Source organism: Pseudoalteromonas sp. T1lg76 (assembly GCF_002964725.1).
GTDB lineage: Bacteria > Pseudomonadota > Gammaproteobacteria > Enterobacterales > Alteromonadaceae > Pseudoalteromonas.
On record NZ_PQCE01000015.1, the window covers coordinates 113,849 to 132,376 of the forward strand.

Annotated in this window: 17 protein-coding genes; 8 read left to right on the top strand and 9 right to left on the bottom strand. The window is 49.3% G+C overall.

Going from position 1 to position 18,528, the window contains the following annotated elements; genetic code table 11:
• The first annotated feature begins 47 nt into the window (after positions 1–47).
• The 6 genes from C2M35_RS07160 to C2M35_RS07185 all read left to right on the top strand — a co-directional run bounded on the left by C2M35_RS07160 (position 48) and on the right by C2M35_RS07185 (position 5,831).
• Positions 48–884, top strand: a complete 837-nt coding sequence (locus C2M35_RS07160; protein ID WP_105264954.1) for a MipA/OmpV family protein — start codon at positions 48–50, stop codon at positions 882–884.
• Positions 874–1,272: a DUF3019 domain-containing protein gene (locus C2M35_RS07165; RefSeq protein WP_105201048.1), complete on the top strand. Its 399-nt coding sequence runs from the start codon at positions 874–876 to the stop codon at positions 1,270–1,272. Before C2M35_RS07160 ends, C2M35_RS07165 begins: the two co-directional genes overlap by 11 nt.
• The gene (locus tag C2M35_RS07170) at positions 1,272–1,994 is read left to right on the top strand and encodes a response regulator transcription factor (RefSeq protein ID WP_105258975.1); all 723 of its coding nucleotides are present in this window, start codon (positions 1,272–1,274) and stop codon (positions 1,992–1,994) included. The genes C2M35_RS07165 and C2M35_RS07170 overlap by 1 nt, the downstream gene beginning before the upstream one ends.
• A gap of 22 nt (positions 1,995–2,016) precedes the next feature.
• Complete coding sequence (locus tag C2M35_RS07175) at positions 2,017–3,279, top strand: ATP-binding protein (protein ID WP_105264955.1); 1,263 nt, start codon at positions 2,017–2,019, stop codon at positions 3,277–3,279.
• 207 nt (positions 3,280–3,486) lie between these two features.
• Positions 3,487–4,836, top strand: a complete 1,350-nt coding sequence (locus C2M35_RS07180) for a sodium-dependent transporter (protein ID WP_105201045.1) — start codon at positions 3,487–3,489, stop codon at positions 4,834–4,836.
• A 173-nt stretch (positions 4,837–5,009) separates the two neighbouring features.
• Positions 5,010–5,831, top strand: coding sequence for a hypothetical protein (locus C2M35_RS07185; protein ID WP_105264956.1), 822 nt, complete (start codon positions 5,010–5,012; stop codon positions 5,829–5,831).
• Between the two features lie 158 nt (positions 5,832–5,989).
• On the opposite strand, the gene C2M35_RS07190 is transcribed toward C2M35_RS07185, so the two are convergent.
• Positions 5,990–6,433 (bottom strand): GNAT family N-acetyltransferase, encoded by a 444-nt coding sequence (locus tag C2M35_RS07190; protein ID WP_105264957.1) that lies wholly within the window; start codon positions 6,431–6,433, stop codon positions 5,990–5,992.
• 81 nt (positions 6,434–6,514) lie between these two features.
• Complete coding sequence (locus C2M35_RS07195; protein ID WP_105201042.1) at positions 6,515–7,258, bottom strand: sporulation protein; 744 nt, start codon at positions 7,256–7,258, stop codon at positions 6,515–6,517.
• A 351-nt stretch (positions 7,259–7,609) separates the two neighbouring features.
• Between C2M35_RS07195 and C2M35_RS07200 the strand changes: the two genes are divergently transcribed.
• A complete protein-coding gene (locus tag C2M35_RS07200) occupies positions 7,610–9,184 on the top strand; it encodes a cation:proton antiporter family protein (protein WP_105213019.1) in 1,575 nt (524 codons plus the stop codon).
• Between the two features lie 250 nt (positions 9,185–9,434).
• Positions 9,435–9,701, top strand: coding sequence for a hypothetical protein (locus C2M35_RS07205; protein ID WP_105201041.1), 267 nt, complete (start codon positions 9,435–9,437; stop codon positions 9,699–9,701).
• Between the two features lie 96 nt (positions 9,702–9,797).
• Here C2M35_RS07205 and C2M35_RS07210 read toward each other — a convergent pair whose 3' ends face one another.
• From C2M35_RS07210 to C2M35_RS07235, 7 genes are all read right to left on the bottom strand, one after another.
• Positions 9,798–10,781 carry a sterol desaturase family protein gene (locus C2M35_RS07210; protein WP_105264958.1) on the bottom strand — a complete coding sequence of 328 codons (984 nt, stop codon included), beginning with the start codon at positions 10,779–10,781 and terminating at the stop codon, positions 9,798–9,800.
• A 58-nt stretch (positions 10,782–10,839) separates the two neighbouring features.
• Positions 10,840–13,047, bottom strand: a complete 2,208-nt coding sequence (locus tag C2M35_RS07215) for a TonB-dependent receptor family protein (protein WP_105264959.1) — start codon at positions 13,045–13,047, stop codon at positions 10,840–10,842.
• Positions 13,048–13,055: 8 nt separating this feature from the next.
• The gene (locus tag C2M35_RS07220) at positions 13,056–14,330 is read right to left on the bottom strand and encodes an imelysin family protein (RefSeq protein ID WP_105264960.1); all 1,275 of its coding nucleotides are present in this window, start codon (positions 14,328–14,330) and stop codon (positions 13,056–13,058) included.
• Between the two features lie 126 nt (positions 14,331–14,456).
• A complete protein-coding gene (locus tag C2M35_RS07225; protein ID WP_105264961.1) occupies positions 14,457–16,253 on the bottom strand; it encodes a DUF4856 domain-containing protein in 1,797 nt (598 codons plus the stop codon).
• 144 nt (positions 16,254–16,397) lie between these two features.
• Entirely contained in the window at positions 16,398–17,171 is a 774-nt protein-coding gene (locus tag C2M35_RS15905) for an ATP-binding protein (RefSeq protein ID WP_325034835.1), read from the bottom strand.
• Positions 17,093–17,644, bottom strand: coding sequence for a hypothetical protein (locus C2M35_RS15910; RefSeq protein WP_325034836.1), 552 nt, complete (start codon positions 17,642–17,644; stop codon positions 17,093–17,095). Before C2M35_RS15910 ends, C2M35_RS15905 begins: the two co-directional genes overlap by 79 nt.
• A 5-nt stretch (positions 17,645–17,649) precedes the next feature.
• Complete coding sequence (locus C2M35_RS07235; protein WP_105201035.1) at positions 17,650–18,342, bottom strand: response regulator; 693 nt, start codon at positions 18,340–18,342, stop codon at positions 17,650–17,652.
• Positions 18,343–18,528: the final 186 nt, after the last annotated feature.

An 18,528-nucleotide genomic window follows, 5' to 3' on the forward strand; every position in this document is an offset into this window, starting at 1 on the left:
GTTTTCGGCGCCCAAGCAACCTACTATAAAATAAAAAGCCTGAAGCCATGCCAATTCGTACCCTACTCGCCCTGCTGTTTTTGCTTATAAGCCAACCTAGTTTGGCGACCAACCGTTATTATTCAGACAACCGTTTGGAGCCTCAACCAGGCTTTAATTGGGATTGGAGCATAGGCGCCGGTTATTATATCGAAGACTCCTATCTGGTTGGTCTCGACTCCTACGATGACGGTATTGAGCCGGATTTAAATCTGGTGATCAGCTATAACAACTTCTATCTGGATATAGACCATAGCCAGTTAAGCGGCGGCATGGTCATAGGCTATTCGCTGGTCGATAAGTTCGACTGGGGCCTGGATATTGTCGGTACCAATGTGCAAGCTGGATTCGATGAAACCGGCTTGAAAATCTATGACAGGGATGTAGTAGATGAGCTCGCCGGTATCGACCGCCGCCACTATGATTTCGATGTAGGGCTGAGATTATCGCGCCGTTTTGACGACATGCAACTGTCATTTGAGCTGATGCATGATGTTACCGGCACTCATAACTCATGGATTTTCAGCAGCTTCTTAACCCGTATCAGCCGGTATCGAAATTGGGAGATGCGCACAGGTCTGGGTTTTAACCATTATGGCGGCGATTTCACCGATTATTACTTTGGTATCGACGCCCATGAGGCCACCGCGCAGCGCCCCATCTACCAGGCCCACGCATCCCAATCCCTGGTGCTGGAATTTCACGCCGAGCATCCCTTATCACAAAACTGGGTGTTTTTAGCCGGCTGGCTCTCCACCTTATTTTCCTCTGAAATAAGCGACAGCCCGATAATTTCTCAACAATACCAGCATAAGGCCAAGGTAGGCGTACGCTATGTTTTTTAGACTCAGCGCCAGCCTTAGTTTAATGTTTGCCCTGCCAAGCTGGGCGGCGCAGCCCGAGGCGTTGTCCGCCGAACTACCCACCTTGCTCAGCACGCCAAACACCTGTGTGGCACTGCGCCAGGGGCGCACCTGTTATTCCGATATCACCCTGAATTGGCAGGTGGACAACGAAGAGCGCTACTGTATTCGCCAAAACCAAGCCACTAAGCCCCTGCATTGTTGGCAACAGCAACAACAAGGCAAACTGGTGTTTGAATTCGCCAGCAAGACGGCGCAGGGTTTTGAATTATTTCATGTCACTACGGGCAAAGTGCTCGCCCGCACCGAGGTACGAGTGCAGTGGGTGTACACCAGCGGCCAGAAGAAAAGGCGATGGAGGTTATTTTAATGAGTCAGCAACCCCTTATTTTAGTGGTCGAAGACGACCCTTCGCTGAGCGAGTGGATGCTTGAGTTTCTTGCTCAAAACGGCTATCGCGTGGGTCTGTGCGACAAGGGCAACGAGGTCGAAGCCTATGTGCGCGAACACAATCCAGATTTAATCTTACTCGATATTATGCTGCCCGGTCTCGACGGCATTAGCGTGTGCACCCGATTACGTCAGTTTTATCAGCAACCCATTATTATGCTGACCGCCCGCGATGATGAGCTCGACGAGGTAATAGGGTTAGAAGTCGGTGCCAGCGATTATATCGCCAAGCCAGCCCGTCCTCGCGTATTGCTGGCCAGAATTAAGGCCAGTTTACGGGATATGGCCGACGATTCTCAGCCATCCGCAGAGCCGATGCATATTAAAGTGGGGCAATTGCATATAGACATGCAGGCACACCGCGTGACCCTGGCCGAGCAAGCGGTAGAACTCTCTCATGCAGAATTTTCGTTGCTGGCCTATCTTGCCCGCCACGCCGGTGAGGTGGTTGACCGAGACTCTGTGTTCAAGGCCATCAAGGGTCGCGAATATGACGGCTTAGATAGAAGCATAGATGTGGTGATTTCGGCGCTGCGCAAGCGTTTTGATGGCAATGGCGAGCAGCCGCAACGAATAAAAACCATCTGGGGCAAGGGCTATTTATTAGTTAAAGATGCCTGGCATGCGGATACTGCCGACTAGGCGCACAGGCTAAGAGGCGGCAATGAAAAAGCTCTACTTATCCTTATTGGCCACGGCGCTGCTGTCTGTGGTACTGCTCAGCTGGTTGATCGATGGCATCGCCAGCAACAACGATGAGCACAATGATTTTAATCAGCAGCAAGCGCTCCTAAGCGGCATGCTTTCCTACCTGGCCAGCTATCCCGCAGAGCAACAAAGCCAGCAACTGGCGACGCTTAACAGCCACTTTAACTTGAATATTGGCTATGCCGCCAATAGCGACCTTGCCTTACCCTCACCACTGCGCCAACAGTTTTATCAAGAGCAAGGGCTAACCTTGGCCGATGAGGAGGGCCTTTACTTGGTACGCTCCACGCCACAACTGGCCGACCATCACCTCACCATGCGGTTACCCAAACCGGCCAGCTCTCACCATGATCTACTGCTCACCGTTCTGTTTTACTGCGGCTTTAGCCTGTGCATGTGGTTACCCCTAATACCTCTGACCCGGCGCATTACCACCTTGGCCAATGCCGCGACACGATTTGCCAAGGGCAAACTCGACACCCGCATTGCCAGCAGCCGTTTTAGCTATACACAACAGCTTGAGCGCAGCTTTAACTCCATGGCCGAGCAGATCAATGCGCTGTTGGCGGAGAATAAACTGATGGCATCGAGCCTCTCCCATGATATTCGTACCCCCATCGCCTGTCTGCGCTTTGGCCTTGATGCCGCCATGGACAGCGAAGATGAGCAAAGCAAGCAGGCCTACCTGACGCGCATGGAAAAAGATCTCGATACCATGGAGTCCATGCTTAAGAGCTACCTCAGTTTTGCCGCCCTGCAACAACAGAATATTGAACTTAATTACAGCCGCACCGAGCTTTACCCTTATTTACAAGAGGTAGGTGAGCAGTTACTACCCCAACTAGGCGGCATACAGGTGCACATAGACTGCCCCCATCAGCTGATGGTACAGGCCGACCTGCATTGGTTGGCGCGCTGTATCCATAATATTCTTACCAATGCCCTGCGCTATGCCGACAACCAGATAGTTATCAGCGCCTACACCGAAGCGCAGCAATTACACATCAGCATTGCCGATGATGGGCCAGGCGTCCCAGCGCAAGAGCGCGCGGCTGTGCTTAAGCCCTTTTATCAAAGCGCTAAGCATCGCAATCAAAACGGTTATGGTTTGGGCCTGGCCATTTGCCACAAGGTGATGTTGTGGCATCAGGGCAAGCTGCAGGTGGGTTCATCGGCAAAATTAGGCGGTGCACAATTCACCTTGATACTGCCGATGTAACACAGCGTTTACATCGCTCTAGCCCACAGCACATTGCTAATGTGGCGGCGTCGCCCTAAGACCGGGCATTGCGCCGATAGCATGGAAATTGTTCGTATAGCGCGCTTTACCCCGGCTACAGTGTACTAATTGCCGCTTTGTGCTTTTTATTTCACGTAAATTACAGTAGATTTAGGGCGCAGTTCACCTACAGAGAAATATAATAATATGAGTGCGTCGCGTGGGGAGTTTAGCTCCCGTTTTGGTTTTATAATGGCCGCTGCCGGTTCGGCAGTGGGACTAGGTAATATTTGGGGCTTTCCCACTCAAACCGCCTCCAATGGTGGCGCCGCCTTTGTGCTTGCTTATCTGGTTCTAGCCTTCTGTTTAGCCTATCCCGCATTAATGGCCGAGCTGGTTGTTGGCCGTTATGGTCAGGCCAATGCCGTAAGTTCGCTAAAAAAAGTATCCAAGCATAAGTGGCAACACCCACTGGCATTCTTAGTTGGTTTTGGCGGCATTATCTGTGCCGGCATGATTTTAAGTTTTTATGCCATAGTTGCCGGTTGGATGATCAGTTATACCGCTGAGCCTGTTGCCCAACTGGTGGGTGCTCCAGAGGCAGCAAACTGGCTGACGAGTCAATCCTTAACCCGTAACTTACTCTTTGCTGGCGGCTTTATCGTGCTGACCGTGATGATCATCAGTAAAGGCGTTGAGAATGGCATAGAGAAGTGGTCAAAGCGCTTGATGCCGGCCTTGCTGGGCATTTTATTTGCGTTGATCGCCTATGTAATGAGCCAGGACGGTGCCAGTGAAGGCCTGCGCAATTACCTGCTACCGGACTTTAGCGCCATCTTTGAGCCTACTCTGCTGGTGAGTGCCCTGGGTCAGGCGTTTTTCTCGCTGTCACTGGGTACCAGTGTCATGATCATTTACGGCTCATACATTTCTAAACAAGAAAACCTGGTTACTCTGGGCGCCTCGGTAACCCTTATCGATGTGTTTATCGCCTTCGTTGCCGGTCTACTTATTATTCCGGCCATGTATGTGGCACAGGAGCAAGGGGTACAAATCTTTGACGAAGCGGGTAAGTTACTCTCGGAAGACACACTCGTGTTCCAGGTATTGCCAGCCCTGTTTGATACCATGGGCAGCGCCGGTCTGTTTGTGGGTTTTGCCTTCTTCGCGCTAATGAGTATTGCCGCCCTGACCTCCTCTATTTCCATGTTAGAAGCTCCGGTGTCTTACACGGTGGAGAAATTTGGCCTTGACCGTAAACCGGCGACCTGGACCATAGGCGCCTTCATCGGCTCAATAAGCACCATCATATTGCTTAACTTTGAACAATTGTTTGGTTTAGTGATCGCCATCACCACTCGTTTTGGCCAACCGCTATTAGGCTTAATGTGTTGTGTTTTTGTTGGCTGGATCTGGAGCCGTGCATCACTGCTTAAAGAAATTCAATCCGGCTGCCCAGAAGCCGCCAATAGCTGGTTCTGGAAGATTTGGCCCTGGTACATCAAGTTTGTATGCCCAGTGTGTATCGCCCTGGTGTTTATCAACTCGCTACGTTAATTCAAGGTAATACCTAAAAAGGCCGCACTCGCGGCCTTTTTTATCACCCCTTTTCCTTAAATATGCCTTATAAAACAAGCTAATTGCTCATTGGACGGGATGTACCTATTTTTCTATGCTAGCATCCATTTGCTTTCACATTGATTTAACAAGTACATAACAAGGAAATGCACATGAAAGCCATTATGGTTTTTTTATCTACCCTAGTACTTACACTGGGCCTAAGCTCCAATGCTAAGGCCGCAGAGTACGAAATCAACTACCCTAGCGCCAGTTCATCAGTGCCCTACCCGGGCCTGGACCTGAACATGGTAAAAAAAATAAAGGTCAAAACATCGAACTCACTTCATACGCCCGAGCAATCACTGGATGAACTCGAAATTGTTTTCGAAAACGCCACTAACCTAGTCGTTAAAGGCTTTCAAAAAGAATCTGGCTACGGCCCAGATCTATATAAAGCCATGGTCAACGATGCCTGGGTGTACAGTAAAGTGCTAGTCACCGTATTTGCATCTGACAAAATTAGCGGTGGCAGAAACCTCACTATCGAATTACAGGTCATGGAAATGACCAATGAGCTGAACGAACTAAATTACTCGCATGGCCTGATGATATTCAACGCCAACGGTATCCTAAGCGATATCACCCCGGTGACGGTCGCCGATATCGAAACCATCAGCTACCATGATAAAGACATGACCCTCACCTTGTATCAAAGAGCCATGTTTGACGAGTTCAATGGCGAAGGCTTTAAGATAAATGTTAACTGGATGGGCAACGGAGAAAAAATAATTAACATCCCTGCACCCATTTCGAGCGAAGAATATTCATTCTTTAAAGCGGCTGATTTGGAGATTCAAACTGAGACATTCCCTGATGGCTTCACTGACCACCAGTTTAGGATCAAGTATCAAGACCCGTTTGGCTACACCCAATACACGCCGTTTGAACCGTTAGCCCCATACATAGATCAGGCTTTCCAAAGCTACCCCTAATCTAAGAGAACACCAATAGTGAAAGCCGCAAAAAAAAAGCGGAGCCTAGGCTCCGCTTTTTTTTTGCGGCCAAAGAATTAATCTATACGATTTCAATTAAATGCGGGAAAAATGAAGCGCCCTAAATCCAAAGCTTTAATACCCGGCTCTTTCATCATTTATAACAGCTCCATATCCTGATGCTCTATGCCGTCTTCTAGATAAGGCTCGCCCTTAGTTTGAAAACCAAAGCTGCGATAAAAGTCGAGCAAATAGGTTTGTGCGCTTAGCACCACGGTGCGCTCGGGACAGTGACTGTGGCACAGGGACAGAGCCTCCTTCATCAGCGCCTTAGCAAGGCCCTTTCCACGCCATTGCTTGACGCAAAGCACCCGCCCTATGGCTACCTTTTCCCCTTTACCTATACAACGGGCATATGCGCATAACTGGCCGTCTTGATACCCCAAAAGATGCAGTGTATCCGCTGCGATATCAGCATCATCTAGCTCAGGGTAAGGACAGTTTTGCTCAACCACAAACACATCAACGCGGGCGCGCATCAGGGTGAAGAGCTCATCAGTGCTTAGCTCATTAAAATGTTTATGCAGCCATAGAATACTCATGGGTTACTCCGACAGTTGCTCTGACAAAAAAGCCCAGCTAGGCCGGGCTTTCGATTAGTTTTTATTAATAACCGAGGGCTATCAGTGAATTAAGCGCTCAAGCTGGTCGCAAATCTGCGATAGATTCACATGATCATGCTCTATGGTGAGGTCGATATAACCGTCAGCACGAAATGCGCGGTCAAGCTCAATCAGCACATGAGTTTTATGGGCCTCAGGTACAAAAGACAGCTCCACTTCCTGAATGCCGAACATACCGCGATTTCCCGGGCGGTATTCCAACTCCTGATAACAACCTGAGGTCGACTGAAAGCTAGGAGCGCGCAGATAACCCTTTTCCACGTCGGCTTTAACCAAGGAAAAGCCTAGCTTATCCATGGCCTGCATACAGGTTTTGACCGCCTCATTAGGATAGATGTGCAGCACATCACGGTCGCTGGCATCAAGGGCCAAATCAATATTCAAACCGGTTTGTATCCACACCTGAGTCTGGTTATAACCGGCACTAAATTCGGTGATCGGCGTTTCCGAATGCAGTCTTGCCTCAAACGGAATACGGTGCTCTTCACCCGGTTGCAGGGTCAGCTTTTCACTCACCCGCCATTTATCAATAACATGGTTGGCAAAGTAGGCACCGTCATCCGCTTCTACTTTGACGCGAGTCATTAATGCCAATTCCAGACCAGAAATATCTTGTTCGACATCACCGCCTTGAATGATGATTTCGGCATGAAATTTTTGTCCAGGGTGCAAATGCTCGGTTTGTAGCACTGTGTCTACTTTAGCCGCACCAATACCAACTGAAGCCAGGATTTTTTTAAACATAACTACTCCTGTTTTAAGATCCTTTTGTCGCATCTTAACCACATTTTTATGACCTTGTCAGTGAAAAGTTTAGGTTAGCGGAAAATAATACCAATTCACTTAAATAGCTAATCATTCTAGCGGGCTAAATATCATGCTAACGGCGTTGGAATTTTTCTATGTAGAATTACATAAGAAAAATTCCGCCTTGTTATCACATCATTTATCCAGCGCTATCTCTGCTCACATACTTAACAGAATTGGTATAATCAAATTTTTGCCCGTAATGGGCTAACGAACTATAAAGTCGCATATTTTCATCAAGCCTGGCTTTCGCTACACTGTTAGCATATTGACTATAAAAAGAAATCTATGGAACTCATCTTTTTCGCCGTTGCTTTTGTTTGCGGTTTCGCCGCCTACCAGGTAAAACTGCCGCCCATGGTAGGCTTTTTAATTGCCGGCTTCGTCTTGCATTTCGCCGGCTATAAAACCACTGAATTACTAAACAGTATTGCCAGTTTGGGGATCACCCTGCTGCTTTTTAGTATCGGCCTTAAACTGAAAGTCTCTAGCTTGATGAAGGTACAGGTCTGGGCCCCTGCAACGGCGCATATAGTCCTTAGCACGGCACTGTTTGGCGGCTTTTTACTGCTGCTGGGTATCTTTGCCCTACCGCTGTTTGTGGAATTAAACTGGCAAACCGCCTTATTGCTGGGCTTTGCCTTTAGTTTCTCAAGCACGGTTTTTGCCGTTAAGGTCTTGGAAGACCGCGGTGAAATGGCCAGCCTGCACGGTAAAATTTCCATCGGTATCTTGGTTATGCAGGATATTTTTGCGGTGCTTTTTTTAGTCGCCAGCACCGGCAAGCTACCTAACTATTGGGCTCTTGCCCTGCTGGTATTGTTGCCACTGTTTCGCCCGGTTATGTTTTGGATCCTCAACCGCTCAAAACACGGCGAACTGCTGCCGCTATTCGGTTTTTTCTTCGCCCTGGTCGCGGGTTATCAAGCCTTTGAGTTTGCCGGTATTAAGGGTGATCTGGGCGCATTGATCCTGGGCATGATGTTTGCCAGCCATAAAAAGGCCAGCGAATTAGCCAAGTCCTTATTGAGCTTTAAGGACATCCTGCTCGTCGGCTTTTTCCTCACCATAGGCTTAAACGCCGAGCTAAGCTTTAATGCCCTGGTCGCCGCCTTGCTGATTGTTTCAGTACTCGGGATCAAGGTAGCGCTTTATTATATTTTGACCAATTCGGTGCGCCTGCGCGCCCGTACCTCTTTGCTTAGCGCCTTTACCCTTGCCAATTACAGTGAATTTGGCCTGATAGTCTGCGCCGTTGCCGCCAGCACTGGCTGGGTGTCTTCGCAATGGCTGGCGGTTGTGGCTACAGCGGTGGCCATCACCTTTATCATTGCCTCGCCTCTAAATGGCCGCGCCAACGATATCTATGTACGTATGGAAAACTGGCTACTGCGTTTTGAAAGCGATACTCGCCTTGAGGAAGAGTTGCCGGTTAACCTGCACAACACCCGTATTGTGATCTTCGGCATGGGCCGTATAGGAACCGGTGCCTACGAAACCATAGCCAGCAGTTTCCCCGATGCGGTGGCCGGCATCGATATTAAACCGGAAGTGGTAGCTCGCCATGTTAAACGTGGACGCCGCGCCCTGACAGCCGATGCCACGGATCCGGATTTTTGGCAACGGCTGAACCACTCCCAGGTGGAGATGGTTATGTTGGCCATGCCTAAACACAATCAAAATATCTTCGCGCTACAGCAACTCAAGGTCTCGGGCTATCAGGGCCAGGTGACCGCCATTGCCAACTACCCGGATCAACAAAAAGAATTGCGCGAGCTTGGCGTCGACTCTACCTATAACTTCTACCTGGAAGCAGGTAGCGGTTTTGCCGAGCACGTTAAGGAAAAAATCGCCCTTAGCTAACTCTACTCATGTTCACAGGTGATAACTCAGGCTCTTGAGTTATCACCATATTTCTGCGAACTCATCACATCAGCCTGCGCTCATTCTCACCCTATTTACAAAGCTTTACACGGCAACTGGTCATAGCACTCAAAAAAGGAGTACACTTAATTTCCAGGCTGATATAAGTCTCTATTTTTAACACAAAATTTGAGTTCACTTACGCCAGCATTAAGGAAGGTTTTTGCGCAGTACCCAGGTAGGAGGTGGTATGTCCATCAACAAAAAGATGACGACATTACAGGAGCCAGATGCACAACAGTTGCAAGACGTGCAGTTACAGCTTGATTCTCTTCAAGATGCGGGGGTGACACCTCAGTACATGCGCTACGTGTTATTCCAGAAGATGCTGGATGTTTATCAGGTGCCTAAAGATCATGCAATGCGTACAAAGAGCACGCCGACGCGTTTAGACGACCCAGATTTAATCGGTAAACTCAAAGAAATGGGTTTTGCCAAAGCCAAAACATATCACTAGTTTATGAGGGCCTATTCCCTCACTTTAATAGGCTGGCAATGCCCGTCGCCAGCCTATTTCCCCATACTCCACCCTAAATTAACCAATAGCGATTAGCTAGGCTTCTGGCTGTTTTTGCGCCTTGCTCTTGAATCGTTGCGGCACTAAAGTGGCAAAAGAGTCTACAAAGGGCTTGCTATAAATGGCCCAAATAGAATTGTGTCCGGCATCGTATTGACCAACGCCGATATTGATTTTACCCACTTCATCGGCGCGGATCAGGGTGCCAAACAGTCTGTCCCAAATTGCCAGAGCCGAGCCTAGGTTAGTATCAAAATGAGCCGGATTGTCACTGTGATGAATTTGATGTTGGGCCGGGCTAATAAACCATTTTTCCACGCCCTTGCCCCAACTCAGCCAGACATGGGAATGCCGTAGGTTTGAGCCCATGGCATTAAAGGCAAAAACAAAGACGTTGGCACCGAGAATATCGAACATCGACAAGGTATTACCAAAAAGGTAGTAGCACAGCCCCACCACTAGACCTTGCGACAAGGCCATACGACAGGCATAGAGATAGCTTTCCAGCGGATGCGAGCGATAAATGGTAAAAGGTGTCAGCACCTTGGCGGAATGATGAACCTTATGGTAGTGCCATAAAAAGGGGATCTTATGCAGGGCATAATGCAGAATAAAGCGCGAGAAATCATCGGCCAAAAACAACAAGATGGTAAAGATAACCACCACACTTGTCTCGCTTAACGCAAATGGCCTGGGCTTGCCAAATATGGCTTCAAGCACCTCGGTGGTGCCCAGAGCCACTGGCACCATGGTCAGAACCACAGGAGCGAAAAGCAAGGCCTTGAGGATACGGTTGTAAATCCAGAGTTGGTAGTCTTGGCGGGCACTGGGGGCCCACCAGATCTTTTTTGCAAACACATAGCGCAAAAAACCACGCGGCGAGGCTTTGCCTTGACGCTTGGCATAAACAAACAGGGCTAATAGCAGGGCCATGATGATATAACCAATAAAAATACGTTTATTGGCATCAAAAAGATAATCAGGCGTTTGTGCAATACTTTGCCAAATTGTCTCGATCATGACCCTTTCCTAAATATACCAATTCACTTAAATAGTTACATACTTAACAGAATTGGTATTAAAACTGATACTTGTAGCCAATCGATAAAGTACGTGGCTTGCCAGGGCGAGCACCGTACGGACGGCGGCTGATGATCTTATCCTGATCGAACAAATTATCAACCTTGGCATATAAGCGGCCGTATTGACCGAGCTCATAATGAGCAGCCAGATCCACCACTGTCGTGGCTGGTACTTCTTCCCCGGCCAGAGCCAGTTCAAAGCCCTCATAACCTACACCTGCGGTCTCAGGCATATCGCTGACATACTTAACCAGCATATCCAGCGCCCAATCCTGATGTGCCAAACCAATGCTTAAAGTAGCCTGGTGTGTTGGCAAATAAGGCAGACGATCGCCCTTACGAATATGGCCCCACTGCACGAATTCGGAGAACAGCTCTTCTTTGAATTCACTTTGCGTGTAGGTGTAAGTCAGACTCATGGGGATATCCAGATGCAGATTCAGCGGATAGGTTTGCGCCAATTGCGACTCAACACCCCATACATCCACTTCACCGCCGCTAAATTCACGGTCAAGCTGGCCTTGAGAACCACAGTTTGATTGACCACAGCTTTCGATCAAATTCGAATAATCGTTAAAGAAGCCGATCACTTCAAAGCGGGTCACGCCATCGTTAAAACGGCCACCGAACTCGTAGTTAACGCTTTTCTCAAAGTCATCTTCACCGGCACGTACGGGAGCCGCAGGGCTCGACGGCACAAAGCCCTGATGCACACCGAATAACAAGCCACTGTCTTCATTCAACTGATAAAAACCGCTTACACCCGGAAGCCAGATGCGAGTGGTCTTTTGCTGATAGTCATCGGCGAAATCCGGCTTGTCGTTTTGGTACTCCATATCCATCAATTCACCGCGTACGCCCAGGCCCAGAGTAAGCTGGCCTAGTGTCACCTGATCTTCCAGGTAAACCGACCAGGCATCGGTCGATTCGGTATTCTCGGTGGTGAAGTGACGAGTATCGGCAACCTTGGTATTAAAGCCATCCACCATGGCATAGGTGTCTTCAAAATGGTTACGTTCTATTTCGTCCTGATGGAAACGCACCCCAAAGGAGACCTTGTGATCCATGCCAAACAAAGCCGTGCGCCAATTACCATCGACCTGAATACCCTGGGAATAGTATTCGCGATCATTGGTGCCCATGCTTAGGTAATAGGTGGTTTCACCGGCAAGCACGGAGTCACGTTGACCAGTGATCACCTGATACTGCTCTTCATACACATCCGGGCTGGCGAGAATATCGGAGAGGCTGGCACTGGTGTTGCCAACGCCGTTAAGCTTAAGCCAGGCTCGCTCATAATCATTACGATAGACACGCGTGGTCAAATCAAAGTCTTGGCCACTAAGCTGATGGGTGAACATCACCTGGGTGTGCTCTGTATCCATTTGCGCCGGTTGCGACGCCGCATAACGACGGTATGGATTTTGTGCATAATCGCTGTCGGTTAGGCCTAAGTAGGTTTCGTCCGACAATTCATCGGCATAAGAGAGCTTAAGCTCAAAACGCTGATCAAAACGTTCGCCATCAAGCTGATAGTCAAGCTTCACCAAGAAGTCGTCTTTTTCAAAACCAGTGTCGCCGCCGCCATCAAGCTCCTTAAAGCCATCACTCTCCAGGTGCAACCCTTCAACCAAGAAGCCAAAGTTACCCTGACGGTCGCCGTAATAACCATGGGCCTTGTTGTAACCATCGCCGCCCACGGCTAGGTCGATACCACCGGTGGCATAATCAGGCACCTGACGGCTAACCAGGTTTAGGGTACCGGCCACTGTTTGGGGACCATATTTAATGGCCGCAGGGCCTTTAAATACTTCCACCGCGGTCATGCGGGTGGTTACCGGGAAGTAGTAGGCAGCCGGCGCCGAATAAGGCGCGGGGCCTATTAATACGCCGTCTTCTAAGATGGTGATCTTCTTACTGCGCTCAGGAGTCACGCCACGAAAGCCGATATTCGGGCGCAGACCAAAGCCGTCTTCTTCACGAATATTGACGCCAGGCACCTGTGACAGGACGCGGTGAATATCATCAAATTCGAACTCTTCGAGTTGTTCTTCACCGATCAAAGTCGCGGATCCGGCTTCGGTGCGCAGCTTGTCGTGGTGGCTGATAATTTGAATATGCTCAAGCGATTTTTTTTCGTCGGCAGCTGCGTTAAATCCCAGCGCCGCGATGCTTACGGCTAAGGCTAATTTACTGTAGTTCATGGTCTTCCTTAGTCGTTATCGCCGGCAGAAGTAGCCGGAAGCTCAAGAGCAAGTTCGTTAATAAAGTCGTTTTTCAGCTCATCTGTGATGGCCTTCACCTTGGTATGAACGTCACGTACCTGCTGTTCATTGTCGATAAGCGCGCTGGCCAGGCTCGAGTCGATGGCGGCTATCGCTGCCTTGGTCTCGCTAATGGCCAATAACATGCGCTCCTTGGTAGCCGTCGCCTGCTCTTCATCCAGATAATCGTCAAAACCCACCAAGGCCTCCTGGCCTTGCTGCTGACCTACTAACAGGGCTTCAAACGCCAAGAGGTTAGCCTGAATATTTGCAAGCGAGCTTTTTGCATCCAGGCTTTCCACGTCCTCGGCACAGGCAGAGGTGCCGCATGAGTTAGGTAAAATACCGATAGGCTCGGCCAGCTTCTTATCCTTGACCATTTCGGTCAGGTAGAACATGGCATCGGAGATATGGTTTAAGGCAACGTGGGCGTTTTCAAACTGAGAGTTAGGCTCACCGGCGCTTTTCAACTGCGCCGCAAAACCGTTGTCGCCTTGCCATTTATTGAGTAACTCCTCGGCGGATACGATCAGGTCGTCTGCGGCGGTAACCGCATATTCGCAGCGCGCCACCTTGCGCTCAAGCTCGGGTAAACTATTCCAATCGGCCAGCGCCTCATTGGCGATGCTACAGTGATGGTCGTACTGGGTGTTAAACAGCACATGCTGCAGCGCAAACAAACCGCGGCGAGTGGCGGTACGGGTGCTGATATCGTAAGGACGGTTAGGGTCCAGATTAATCACTCCATCCTTGTGATAGGCCACATCCTGGTCGATGCCGCAACGGCTGATCGCCGGCCATGAATAGATGCGATTACGCAATTCGCCACTGTTGCTAAGTAGTGGCCCCATTTGCATCACTTCCACCTGCTGCCAAGCACCCATGGTATCTAACCAGGCATTTTGCGCCGTGCTCATCGCCGCTAACGCCTGCTCCGAGCTGCTTTCTATGCTCGCCTGTTCAAGGGTGCAGTAATCGGCAATGGCAGTGCGCTGAGCTTGCGCCTGGGTATAAAACAGGCTGTAAGCCGGGGTAATTACATTATCGACCAGACTGGCAACCAGCGCCGCTTCATCGAAAGTGGTCGGGTTGGTGATCACCCCTTGATCGCCGCCGTTATTAAAGCCTTCGCCCTGTGAGCTTGAAGTGCTCTCGCCACAGCCTACCAGGGCCAGGGTCAAGGCGAGTGCCAGGGTTTTAACGCGAAAATTCGCAGTAATCATATTTCATCCTATTTAGCCAAACTCCCAGTTGCTGGGAGGTGCTGAAAACGACAAAAGGCCAGGCGCGAATATGCTCGCGACTAGCCTTTAAAGTTATTATGTTGGCGTGTTGCCTTGTTTCATTGCTTACCAGTTAGCAACATTGTCGGCGTTAAAGCCGTAGATGTTTTGCAGTAAGTCACGGGCCGCCATTAAGTTGGCCTGATATGCGGCAATGGCTGCAGCATCTGTCACTACCGGCATATCGCCTAGCAGAGTGTGCAACTGGGCAAATTTACCTTCATTGGCTTCGGCATTAAACGGCGAGAATGGGCTGAACTGAAAGTTCATGGCAAAGCCCTTCATTTCCGAGAAATGCTTGGCCAGGTTAGCGAAGTCCTCAGCTGTATAACTATCCTCTGGATCCACAGCAATACCAGCGGCAATCGTGTCTAAGTCAGCGTGAGTCTCGTTGATGTAGTGTACAACGGTAGCGGCAATGGCGTTTTCCCAGTTGGCGACGGCGATATCACGCTGTACTTTTAGGGCATCCATTTGCTCGGCGTTAAGATTAGCGCCTACGTTGTCGTTGATAATCTTACGACCAGCGATAAAGGCATTCATGGCCGCCGCCGAGAAGTCCGTGGTTACCGTGGCGCCACGGTCACGCTTGGCGGCATTGGTCGAGTTACCCCAGTTATATTCTGAGTTAAGGTTGATCTGACCATCGCCAGAATAGTCGTTATACCCTGAGGCGAAGGCCTCGCGACCGCCTTTACCAGCAAGCTCATCATCGCTGTATTCCAAGTAGTTGCGCGCCGCACCGAAGTAACCGAAGCCTTCATCGAAGTGGTGCTCGAGCGTGGTGTACAGATCACCGTTGATGTTATCTACTGAGTCCGTGTTAAAACCTATGCTTTCTTCCAGGTAGTCATCGGTACCTTGCGAAAACATCAGGGCGCCAAGGGTGTGCTTTTGAATAAGCTGGTTTAAATCTAAGCCCGATTCAGTGATATAAAGCTTGGTGATGCTGTTGCCATCAGGGTCGACCAGCATTTCACCGCCGTTGTATTTATCGATATTGGCGGCCAATAGATCAAAGTAATGGAAGATCAAACCTTCAGGCGTCTTTGCTTGTGTGCCGAAATCATTCCAACCCAGGAAGTTACCTTCTTCCTGCCAGGCTTTGTGCATTTTGTCCAGGCTGTCTTTACCTGCAATTTTTAGACTAAGCTCTTTGCCCGAAGAGGAAATATCCGCAAATGAGTGCTGTACGGTGTCGATATCACCAAGGAAGCTTAGGCTGTCATCCTTTACTACCTCGTATGAACCGTCAACGTCACCCCAAAGAGCATGCAAACGCGCTTTTACCATGGCACCCGTAAGGCTATTAGTAGTTACATAGTCATCTGTTAACTGACCGATATAGTGTTTAATTTCCGCAGATAATGCGTGGCGAGCGATCTGGCCGCTGTAAGAGACCGAAGAACCAGCACCCAGTTTAGAAGCAAACTCATAGATGTTTACGCCATCTTGAGCTTCAACATCGTCAACGCTGATGGTCAATTCTTTGCTAAAGGTTAAGCCACCTGCGTCTGTTACCGTCACTGTCACCTTGGCATCGCTTTGCTGCTCAAAGTTAAGGGCGATGCCCTCTTTTAGCTTTAGCGTGGTGCCATCAACAATTTCAAACAAGGCTTCATCGGCCGCGAGTTTGAAGGTTAAACCCGATGTGCTGTCATCCGTTGCGTTTAGTGTCCCTACCACAAAACCTACCTGGTCATCATTGACCAAGCTTTTTGAAACAGCAATATCTGTAGGAGCTTTGTTTACCGGTGGAGGAGTCGTGCCCTCGTTATCCGAGCCAGAGCCACCGCCACATGCGGTCAGGCCTAAGGTTGCTGCTAGTACAGCGGTAGTCAGTAGAGATTTGCGCAAGTTCATGTTGTCATCCCAAGGTAGATAATAATCATTCTTGTTTGTAATTAGGGGCACATTATAACGATACGCAAATAACAATCAATATCATTTATTAATTTATTTAAATTAAGTTATTAGTTTTGATAACACCTGTTAAAGAAGTAGGAACTAATTGAGCTTTGACTTGTTTTGCGGCAGTGACATAACGAACTTAGCACCGCCTAAGGCGCTGCTATCAACACTGATTTTACCCTGGTGCCACTGCACTATTTTTGCCGTTATGGCCAAGCCTAGGCCATAGCCGCCAGTGCTTTTGGCACGGCTTTGGTCGAGACGAATAAAGGGTTTAAAGATATCGGCCCGTTTTGATTCCGCGATACCGGCGCCATCATCCTCAATGTAAACATCGCATTGCTCCTCGTTGGAACAAATGCGCACCTGAATATGATGGCGGGCATGCTTGATGGCATTGCCGAGCAGGTTTTGCAGGGCGCGGGCTAAAAAGTGCGGATCGCAGCGATACAGGTTAGGTTGCTCGTGCAGCACCTCTATATGCACCTTGCTGTCAAAGTTCAGTTTTTCCACCATGCTATCGACCAGCTCATTAAGGTCGACCAGTTCCAGCGCCAAGGTCGGTCTCTGTGCATCTAAGCGTGCGTAGTGGAGCATTTCGCTGACTAAATTTTCCAGCTCGGTAATATCCGAGGTCATGGACTGCATATACTTTTGCTGCTTTTCGTCGCTGCCCTGCTCTAGCATGGCCAGAGCAAACTTAAGCCGTGCCAGGGGCGTGCGAAATTCATGAGAAACGGATGATGTAAGCTCACGCTGAGCGTTAAGCAGGCTATGAATGCGCTGCTGCATCACCTGCAAGGCATCGGTGATGGGTAATAAGAAGGAGCGACCCATTCCGCTGACATTAATATCGGTGCGGCCATCCACCTGAGCACAAGTTTCACGAGTTTATTAAAATCGCGCCACAGCATTAGACTCCAAAGCCCTACCGGTGCGCCAACCACCAGCAATACCAGCAAATAAGGGCCGACAAAGTTCTCGCCTGGGGCCTTAGGCAATTCTACTGGGCCTATTTGTAATAACTCTTGACCATCAAGGGGTACATACCAGAGCAAATGCTCTTCGGCATTGAAAACATGCACGGCCTGCGCCTGTTCAAGACGCTGCTCAAGCTCGTTCGGGAGGGAGATATCACTGCGCTGCAACAAACGCATGGGGTATTGACTATTAATATACTGACGACCGAGATCGCTTTGCGCCAGGGCTTTAAAATTGTTGCCCAACTCCATCGCCAAGGGTGTCGACTGCTCCTCTGTGGGCCATAGCCTTTCTATGGCCCCGGTCACTATGACCAGAGAAACAATAATATATAAGTAAAGGCTGACAAAGAGTTTGCCCAAGCTAGTTATTCACTCCAGGCGTCGCTGACAAAGAGATAACCTTGACCCCAAACCGTCTTGATTTTATAGGGTTTATCACTGTTATCGCCGAGTTTTTTACGCAGCCGCGAAATACGCACATCCACGGTGCGATCTAAGCCATCGTATTGGCGGCCAATCATTTGCTCATGCACATATTCACGGCTTAACACCTCACCGGCATTGCTGGCAAGCAACCATAAAAGCTCAAACTCATGGGAAGTAAGGGTGATCTCACCGCCTTTTAAGGTAACGATACGGCTGTTTTTATCGATTTTCAGCTCGCCGAAGGTGACGCTTTGCACCACTTTATCTTGCTCTTGGGTACGGCGTAATAAGGCGGTAATACGTGCCAACAGTACTCTGGGCTCTGCCGGTTTGATCACATAATCATCGGCGCCCAATTCCAGACCGATCACCTGATCGAAGTCTTCACCCTTGGCGGTCAGCATCAAAATAGGGAAAGAATACTTATCACGCACTTCGCGGCATACGGCAAAGCCATCTTTGCCCGGCAGCATTACGTCTAAAATCATCAAGTCCACTTGATTCTTTTGCACATAATCCATTACCTCGTCACCGCGAGATAATACTGCCACATTGAGATTATTCTGTTGTAAGTAGTCCCGGGTTAGCTCCTGTAGAGCCAGATCGTCTTCGACTAAGAGTATGTTCGCCATGGGCCAACTCCTGAATTAAAAAAAACTCCACACGGAACGTAAGCGTCGACGCGAGCTGCGTAACGTTTGTAATTCCAGCTGGGTATCTACGACTAATTCGCCTGTGTGCGCATGAGTGAGGGAGTATATGGCGGGTAACTGAACCTCGGCTTTATACTGCCACAACCCCTGTTGCTGCGCGGGCCA